Below are 8532 nucleotides of genomic sequence, written 5' to 3' on the forward strand. Positions count from 1 at the left end.
GGCATTGACGGGAAATGAGGTCTCCTATTCAGAATAGGGGCTAGCTGGCTGGCTGTCTCTGTCCCGGACTTTGGTGACACGGTGCAGCCCCGTACCTGGGGGCTGGGGCTGATTGTTCATAATCGTGGCGTGCTGAGCAAGTATTCCGGACAACTTCAGAAGGACAGGGCGATTCTGGCAAGGTCGGCAGAGACTTATAGCAGTGCCAGAGGCTTTTCAATTCTTTGTGCAAAAAGATGAGCAGTTTGAGCGATTTACCATACGGGTGCGTACTGTGCTGCATCTAGCGAAGGAGGAAGCCCTGCGCCTCAACCATTCTGAGGTGGGGACAGAGCACCTGCTCCTGGGATTGGTGCGTGACGGAGAGGGAGTCGCTCCCCGAGTACTCAAGCAGCTCGGGATCGGTGATCTGGACCGGGCGCGCGAGAAAGTCGAAGCGATCACTGGGCGTGGCGGCCATGCGCTTGAAGACGAGCCGTTCTGGACCATGTAAGCCAGGCAGGTCTGCGCGCTGGCTGGACGCTGGGGCGGAGCGGAGCGCTCATCCCAATCGGGATGACATAGGGAGGCTAACACTCAGGTTGACTCGATGACGCAACAGGTCTATGCTGCGTTGCTGAAGATGAGGGTATCGCCGTCGGATAGAAAGCGTGGGTGCCTGCTGCTGCAGAGAGGAGATGAGCAGTTGGGTCAAGGAAACGAAGTGATGGAACGTCAGAAGGAACGGTCTCCTGCAAGCGATAACCAATCGCTTACAGCGAAGGGCGACAGAGAAAGAGGCCGCTTCTCAAGCGGCCTCGCAGTGGTGGAGATGGGGGAGAGTCGAACTCCCCGTCCAGGCAAACCTGTTAAAGGATATCCTACAGGCTTAGTCGGTGTATTACCAATACGCAGAGGACTCCCACCGACAGGATTCCTCAGCGCTGGCCCTCTGGTCTTAGATGTCGACTAGAGGGCGATCGTCGACATCGCAGCCCGTGTCGTCGGCGCCCACATCTGACCCCACAGGCAAAGGTCAGAGGGACGACGCTCGCCTAATTAAGCGGCGAGAGCGTAGGAGTAATTCGCCTTGTTGGCAGTTATTTTTTCGCCGGTTGTTTAACGAGAGAGCGTACCGGCACCTCGGCCTGCAATCCTTTCAACAGCTTGTCTGTCGAAACCCGACATCCCCATAGTGCGGTCGATCGGGCAAAGTTAACCCCGATCGCCATGCACACCTAGCCAGTCTAGGCGATCAGAGGCAGGATCTCATAGGAGACCATTCCTTTGATGGCCTCCTTATTGTACCACATAGGATAACACTGAGCAAGGGGGAATTATTTCAGGCGTTCCAAAAAGCGTTGAAGATGGACGACGAAGCGCTCATGAGTGCCTTCTCCGATTTTTTTCTCCTCGTCATAGGCTTCCACCCTGAAGACCAGGCGTCGACCATCCACCTCAACCAGCTCGGCAGTAGCACGCACACGCTGCCCAATCGGAGTGGCCGCCAGATGCCGCACATCGACGCGTGTTCCGACCGAAACATAACCCTCCTCTAAAAAGTCAGCTACCGCTCTCCAGGCAGCGTTCTCCATCAAAGCGATCATCATAGGCGTAGCAAAAACCTCAACGCCCCCCGCACCAACAGCCGCAGCTGTGTTCTCATAGACTACCTGCGTGCTGGCTTCACCTTTCAGCCCTGGTTGCAGACTCATAACGCTCCCATCCCTTTCTTGTAGTCTCAAACAAGGAGAACGCAGGAGTATACATTAAGCTCCTGCGTCTCCCTCTCACACTCACCAAGCCTTGCAGTGCACATACTGTTCCAGCCAACACCATCTTTGGTCACAGCCGGTTAGCTCGAGGCAATGGCTTGACCCTGACCAGCTCCCGCTCCCGCCTGACCCATTGTAAAGCCTTGAGCTTGGCGCGTCTGAATCTCCCGGGCGCGTGCACGCAACTCAAGTGCTCGGCTGACCTGGCGCGTTTGCTGCAACAAGAGCGCATAGTTTTCCAGAAAACGTGCATACGTCGGATGATTCTTGCCGAAGGCCCGCTCACCGATCTCTAAGGCCCGCTTGAAGAGCGTCCGAGCTGGACCATACTTGTGCAAGGCGGTGTAGAGCGTAGCGAGATTATTCAAGTTAACCGCCAGCGCTGGATGATCAGCGCCCAGCGTCCGCTCCCGAATCTGGAGAGCGCTCTGATAAAGTGGCTCTGCGCGCTCATACTCACCGCGGTCGTGGTATAACATTGCAAGATTTTCCAGACAGCTTGCCGTGTAAGGATGCTCATCTCCAACAAGCTGCCGATAGATGGCCAGCGCCCGTTGATAAAGAAGCTCGGCCTGCCCATAACGACTAGTCTCGCGATAGAGCAAGGCCAGGTTATTCAAGGTCGTTGCCAGATCCAACTGCTCAGCTAAAGGCAAGCCCTCATGGATTGCCAGTGCCTGAAGATAAGAGCGCTCGGCTTGCTCATACTTCCGCTGGGCATGGTAGAGGCTCCCCAACGCACTGAGCGTCTGTCCTACAGACGGGTGATCACCGCCCAGGGATTGCTTGCGCATGCCCAACGCCCGTTGATACAACATTTCAGCCTGCTCATAGCGTCCCTGGAGGCGATAGAGAGTCGCCAACTCGTGATAAAGGGTAGCGAGCAAAGGATGCTCCGGAGCCAGCTCCTGCTGCCAGCTCTCTAACACCTGAAGGAACAGGGACTCAGCACGCTCAAAATCGCGGCGATCACGATAGAGCAGGGCCAGGCGATAGAGAGCACGTGTCAGGCCCTGACGATCAGCCCCGCTCTGGCGCTCTTCAATGGCAACTACCCGTCGATAGAGGGCCTCTGCTTCGTGGAAACGACCTTGTTCCTCGTAGAAAAGCCCAAGATTGTAAAGGCTGGCGCTCAGCTCAGGGTGCTCCGGTCCCAGTTGCTGCTCGCGGATGGCTAGCGCACGACGCAAGAGCGGCTCGGCCTCGCGGTAGGCCACGCAGCGCTGCAGGTAATAACCCGTCTGCTCCAGCAGACACGCTGCGTCAGGGCTAACAAGCTGCCATTCCTCAATCCAACGAGCACAGGTCAGCAAGTGCGGCAGATAGGCCCGACAGAGGACCGTAGGAGAAGCTGCCTCGCTCATACAGGCGCTTTCTACTAAACGAATGGTCTGTTCTGCCCACAGAAGACGCGACTCTCGGCTCAAACGCTGACGCACAGCTGCGCTTACCAGCCGATGAAGGACTAGCGTTCCCCGGCTGTAATCAACCAGCGCAAAGCGACGCAATTCATGGATCAGCCTGAGCAGGTCGAAAGGTTCTAGCAGGAGCTGACGTAAGCCCTCTTCTAATTCGCTTCCGCCGTTCACCAGCAACTCCAGAGGAATATGATCGGGCTGAAGAAAAGAGCAGAGACGCAACAGCTCAGTAGCATGGTGACTGATACGCTCAAGACGGGAGAGACTGATATATAGCACGGCGGCAAGCGATTCGGACAGACCATCAGCGAGATGAGCAACCGGCCCGGCACCCCTCTGAAGCTCAACACTGGCCTGCTTGTAGAGATTCAAGTAACTGCTGAGGCTACATTGTTCTGTATCGATGTAGGCACCAGCCAAAACGAGTGCTAGAGGATGGGACCGCAGCGCCGCTACCAGCTCATCAGCTCGACTGGCCTCCGCAGGCGGAGCCTGCTCAAGAGTTGCCTCAACTGGCAGCACTCCAGCACTCCTCAGCAGAAGCAGAGTGGCCTCCTCGGCTTCAAGCGGCGCCAGCGTCACCTGCTGCGCCGTCGACAAAGCTAGTGGCTGACGGGCTAGTAGAATCAGGTGACCACGAGCTCCTACGGGCAGAAGATCCCGCACTACATCGGCGCTGGCAACATTGTCCAGAATGAATAACCAACCAGGCGTCTTTTCCAGCCAGCGACGAACCGCCAGAGCAACCAGATACTGATTAGGCAGCGAGCGCTCAGGCAACTCCAGCGCCTCAGCAATACGTGTCAACTCATGAATAAGGAGCTGACGACTGGCAGCATTGGCCCAGAGGACGGCTGCATACTCGTGGCCATAGCGATAGGCATATTCAAGAGCAAGCTGTGTTTTCCCGCTGCCAGCAGGTCCACTGACTACCTGTGGTGGGGTAACAGCGCTGGCCTTGTTACTGATGGGAATATCATGCAGGTAAGTGAGTAGCGAGGCTCGTCCAGAAAAGAGAGGATTGCGTCGATAAGGGACAAGCCAGGGTGAGGGCCTGGACCGCGATGGCCCTGCCATCGTGGCAGCAGCCAGCGATGCTGGCGGTGGCGGCAAGCGCATGGCAGCATCAGAGGAAGCCGCCGCACTCATAGCAGCAGCGGCAGAGAGCCAAGCACGAAGCTCCGTCACTACCTGCTCCCAGGCCGCCTCACGATCCTCCCAGGCACTAATCGCCACACCGTTTGTCGGCAGAACCGCTAAATCAGCTAGCGGCGTGTCTTCTCGCTCAGTCGGTCGCACGAGCACAGGAATGACACATGCCAGACCGGCTGCATGGCGCTGGAGGGCTACTTTCAGCTCTGGACTATAGCAGTAGGCAGAGTGTACAAAGTCAGGGCTGACGAGCAGGAGGACGAGCTGCGCTCGTTCCAGCCCCGGACTGATCTCATCGCTTCCTTGCCAGGAAAAACCCTGACCCGTAGCCCGCTCTTCCCAATCGACAATCAGACCTTGCCAGCGAAGTTGATAGAGGTGATTGATAAGTTCGTTGCGCGCGGCTTCGTCTTTGAAGGTGTAGGCCAGGAAGACCTTCACTGCCATGTTCTGGCTCCTTGCGTCTGTGTGAAACAAGGGCAGTTCCTTGCCCTACCGCCGGGAAGCCCAGGGTTCTTCACTGCCTGGTGAATAGAGAGAAAGGATGAACGCCCTTCGGACGGAATACGAAGGTAACGTGCATCTTGTCCAGTGGCTACACATCTAGTATACACTCACTAAGAGCAAGGTCGCAATAAATGAGGCGAGGAATCCAACATGCCCCTTGCTCGCTATCAGCTTCAGAGCGGATACGACCTATCTGCTTCGCTAGAGAAATTTATCTAAAAATAGTGTGATATTATATATGGAGTGATTTATGGTAAGTGCAGTTCAACGTATCGCTCATCGCGGCGGGGCGCGGCTCGCGCCCGAGAACACTCTGGCGGCCTTTCGGCAGGCGTTAGCATTACCAGTTGATGCCATTGAACTAGACGTTCAGATGAGTCGTGATGGCCATCTCATTGTCTTCCATGATGCCACTGTTGAGCGACTCACCGATGGCCGAGGGAATATTCTCGATCTGGACTTTGCCTATCTGCGCAGTCTTAACGCTGCAGCGCATTTTCCTGGTGGTTGGTCGGAGCCACAACGTATTCCGACCCTACGCGAAGCTCTCGAAGTCGTCAGAGGGCGGCGGCTCGTCTGGATCGAGATTAAACCAAGTCGGCGCGGAAGTGTCTACGGGCGCTACCCGGGTATTGGCGAGGCCGTCGTCAGCGAATTACGGCAGTGCGACATGCTTGACCAGGCCGTCATCATCTCCTTTGACTGGTATTTGCTGCCCGAGATCAAGCGCCTAGCGCCAGGGATACAGACAGGCGCTATTGTTTCCGAAGATATCTGGGACCCGCAGGCTGGCCAGGCTCTGGATACGCTGCTGGAGCAGGTACGCGAGCTAGGCTGTGACTGGCTGGATCTTGAAGAGGCCCTCTTCCTACCAGAGCTTCCGGCGCTCATTCACAGTTATGGCCTGAAATTGGGCATTTGGACTGTCAATAGCGCCGAGCGTCTCCTGAGCTTGGCTGAGGGCGGCGTCGATGCCCTGACCAGTGATCAGCCCGATCTCTTTGCGGTCTTGTCCCTAGACCGCTGACCGCCGGCTACCTCAATAAGTCAAGACCGCGTCCCTTAAGGGGGAAGCGTGTCCTTTCTCGACAGTTACTCGTTCTAGATCCAATGAGATGGTCCTTCCCCCACACGTAAAGGTACCATCAACTACTGTCAGGGAGAGACAGTATGCTATAATAGGCCGGCGCACGGAGAGCAGGCATGAGCCTAAACTCAGCGTTTGTGGAGTCCCAATAGTATGCAGCAGATGGAAATGTCATCGCTAGCCATTCCCCAGCGAGCGGACACCGCCGTTGCTACCGCTGTTGCTAAGAACGAGAGACAGCGGGTGGCGATCTCGGTCGTGATCCCGGTCATGAACGAACAGGAGAATGTCCGCCCTCTCTTCGAACGGCTGACTGCCCAGCTTGAGCAGCTCGGCCAGTCCTATGAGGTGATCTTTGTCGATGATGGCAGTACCGATAACACCTTCGCCGAGGTAAAGGCCCTGCACGATGAGCATCCCGGGATCGTGCGGGTCATTCGCTTCCGCAAAAACTTCGGCAAAACGCCAGCGCTGGTGGCGGGCTTTAGCCGCTGTCGAGGAGAGATTGTCTTTACAATGGATGGCGATCTCCAAGATGATCCTGCGGAGATTCCGCGTTTCCTGGAAAAGCTTGAGGAAGGCTATGATCTGGTCTCCGGCTGGAAGTATCCGCGCCTCGACCCTATTACCAAGACCTTCCCTTCGCGGGTCTTCAATGCTCTGGTCAGAACCCTGACCGGCGTGCCTCTACATGATATCAATAATGGTTTCAAGGCCTATAGGCGTGAAGTGATCGATGATGTCCATTTAAAACTCTATGGCGAGTTTCATCGCTTTGTCCCGGTCATGGCCCAATGGCGCGGCTACCGTGTGACGGAGATCAAGGTTCGCCATCATCCCCGTCGCTTCGGCGTTTCGAAGTTTGGGGCCCGGCGTTTCGCGCGTGGCTTGATCGATCTGCTCAACGTGCTGTTCCTGACCACTTTTCTGCGCACACCCTTGCGTTTCTTTGGACCCTTCGGTTTCTGGACGTTCGTGCTCGGGCTCCTAATCGATGCCTGGGTGGTGATTCGCAGTCGTCTGATCGAAAATCAGCCTATTCATACGCAGCCAATGCTCTTTGTTGGCATTCTATTGATGATCTTCGGGGTCCAGTTTGTGCTGGTAGGCCTGCAGAGTGAGATGATTCGTCATTATGCCTTCCAGCCAGGGGAGGAATATAGCATTAAGCAGGAAATCGATGTCCAATGAGCAGAGCGATCCTTATACGCTGGGGCAAAGTGCTGGTGCGCTTCGGTCTGCCAGTCCTCGTGTTGGCTTTCTTCGCCATCCAGGTGAAAAATAACTGGAGCGCTCTAGCCTCCCATCGTTTCGAGTGGAATCCCATCCTGCTGGGTCTGGCTTTCCTGGGCTTTGTGCTGCAAGAGCTCTCATTCGGGCTGATCTGGAAAAATGTCCTGGCTCGTCTCGGCTATCACTTACCCCTGGGTGCCAGCCTGCGCATCTATCTCGCTTCAGAGTTTGTGCGCTATATCCCTGGCAATGTCTGGCATGTGCTGACGCGCATTCTCTGGGTTGGCAAGTATGGGGTGCCGCGTTCGCTGGCCTTCACCAGCATGGTAGTGGAGCTGGTAACCAAGCTAGCTACTGGGGCCTTTGTTTTCGCTCTCAGCCTGCTATTTTGGCATGACGTCCGTGCGCTTGGCTCGTCCCAGGGCTTCTTCTTCCTGGCCTTCAGCGCCGTGGCTGTCTTGGCGGTATTGATCGGCCTGCATCCGCGGATTTTGGGGGGGCTGCTCAATCTGGCCCTACGTCTTGTGAGACGCGAGCCAGTGAGGCTGGCGCTCCGCTATCGTGATATTTTATTCGTCTCGTTCTTTTGGTGCCTGAGCTGGTTGGTGGCTGGACTGGCCTTCTATGTGCTGGTGCTGGCATTGTGGCCGGCAACGCCCTTGAGTGCGCTGCCAATCTGCGTCGGTATCTATTCACTGGGCTGGGATATCGGTTTTATCTCGTTTATTACCCCGAGTGGGCTGGGCTTCCGCGAGGGGGCCATAGCGCTGCTCTTTACCTTCTCCTTACCTGTGCTGCCGACAGCGTTGGGCTACGTAATGGCCCTGCTCTCGCGCCTGGTCTCGACCCTGGCCGAGTTGCTGTGCGTCAGCGTAGCTTACCTCGGTGGCCTGCGCCAGGTACGACAGATCCGGGCCGAGCAGGCCGCCGAACGGCGGAAAGCGCACTCTTTCAGTGAACAGTCGACAGCCTCAAGGAGCGAGGCTCGCTCACCGGCAGCGGAGGCCATTACTGCTCATGCGCTACAGACAGAGCAGGCGGAGCCTGCCCCACGGGCCACGGCCTCTGAGGCTTCGGTCGCTCCCTACGAGGGAGGGAGGGGATATGACCAATAGCTCTGCTCTGCGTAAGTGGCTGGCTGTTTGCTGGAACCGCCTCTACCTGTATCCTCCTCCTGAGCCGCTGCCACGCCGTCGCTCCTTTTGGGTTGCGATGACTGTGGTGGCAGTGGCCGCTCTGCTCTTTTCTGCTTTCTTTGTCTGGTACTTGACGACGCGCCAGGATGCTTTCCAGACTAACGCCGAGGACCTGGGAATTATGGATCAGGCAGTCTGGTCCATTGTACATGGTGCCGTCCCCCATCAAACGATCTGTAATATTG

At 56.6% G+C, this 8532-nt stretch carries 7 protein-coding genes and 1 other RNA gene; 5 read left to right on the top strand and 3 right to left on the bottom strand.

Translation table 11 applies throughout. The features are described from left to right. The first annotated feature begins 202 nt into the window (after positions 1–202). The gene (locus tag IRZ24_RS13200; protein WP_297165001.1) at positions 203–493 is read left to right on the top strand and encodes a Clp protease N-terminal domain-containing protein; all 291 of its coding nucleotides are present in this window, start codon (positions 203–205) and stop codon (positions 491–493) included. Positions 494–803: 310 nt separating this feature from the next. Here the strand turns inward: IRZ24_RS13200 and ssrA are convergent. The 3 genes from ssrA to fxsT all read right to left on the bottom strand — a co-directional run bounded on the left by ssrA (position 804) and on the right by fxsT (position 4771). Then, positions 804–1171, bottom strand: a transfer-messenger RNA (tmRNA) gene (gene ssrA / locus IRZ24_RS13205). 145 nt (positions 1172–1316) lie between these two features. Next, positions 1317–1694 carry a thioesterase family protein gene (locus tag IRZ24_RS13210; protein WP_297165003.1) on the bottom strand — a complete coding sequence of 126 codons (378 nt, stop codon included), beginning with the start codon at positions 1692–1694 and terminating at the stop codon, positions 1317–1319. 140 nt (positions 1695–1834) lie between these two features. Next, entirely contained in the window at positions 1835–4771 is a 2937-nt protein-coding gene (gene fxsT / locus IRZ24_RS13215; protein ID WP_297165005.1) for an FxSxx-COOH system tetratricopeptide repeat protein, read from the bottom strand. 310 nt (positions 4772–5081) lie between these two features. Between fxsT and IRZ24_RS13220 the strand changes: the two genes are divergently transcribed. The 4 genes from IRZ24_RS13220 to IRZ24_RS13235 form a co-directional block, all read left to right on the top strand. Then, positions 5082–5858: a glycerophosphodiester phosphodiesterase gene (locus IRZ24_RS13220; RefSeq protein ID WP_297165007.1), complete on the top strand. Its 777-nt coding sequence runs from the start codon at positions 5082–5084 to the stop codon at positions 5856–5858. A 213-nt stretch (positions 5859–6071) separates the two neighbouring features. Then, positions 6072–7109 carry a glycosyltransferase family 2 protein gene (locus tag IRZ24_RS13225; protein ID WP_297165009.1) on the top strand — a complete coding sequence of 346 codons (1038 nt, stop codon included), beginning with the start codon at positions 6072–6074 and terminating at the stop codon, positions 7107–7109. Then, on the top strand, positions 7106–8266 hold the full coding sequence (locus IRZ24_RS13230; protein ID WP_297165011.1) for a lysylphosphatidylglycerol synthase transmembrane domain-containing protein: 1161 nt from the start codon (positions 7106–7108) through the stop codon (positions 8264–8266). Before IRZ24_RS13225 ends, IRZ24_RS13230 begins: the two co-directional genes overlap by 4 nt. Continuing rightward, positions 8256–8532, top strand: a 277-nt coding sequence (locus IRZ24_RS13235; RefSeq protein ID WP_297165013.1) for a hypothetical protein, incomplete at its 3' end; no start/stop codon positions are given. The genes IRZ24_RS13230 and IRZ24_RS13235, both read left to right, overlap by 11 nt.

It is taken from the genome of Thermogemmatispora sp. (assembly GCF_019683755.1).
Classification (GTDB): domain Bacteria; phylum Chloroflexota; class Ktedonobacteria; order Ktedonobacterales; family Ktedonobacteraceae; genus Thermogemmatispora.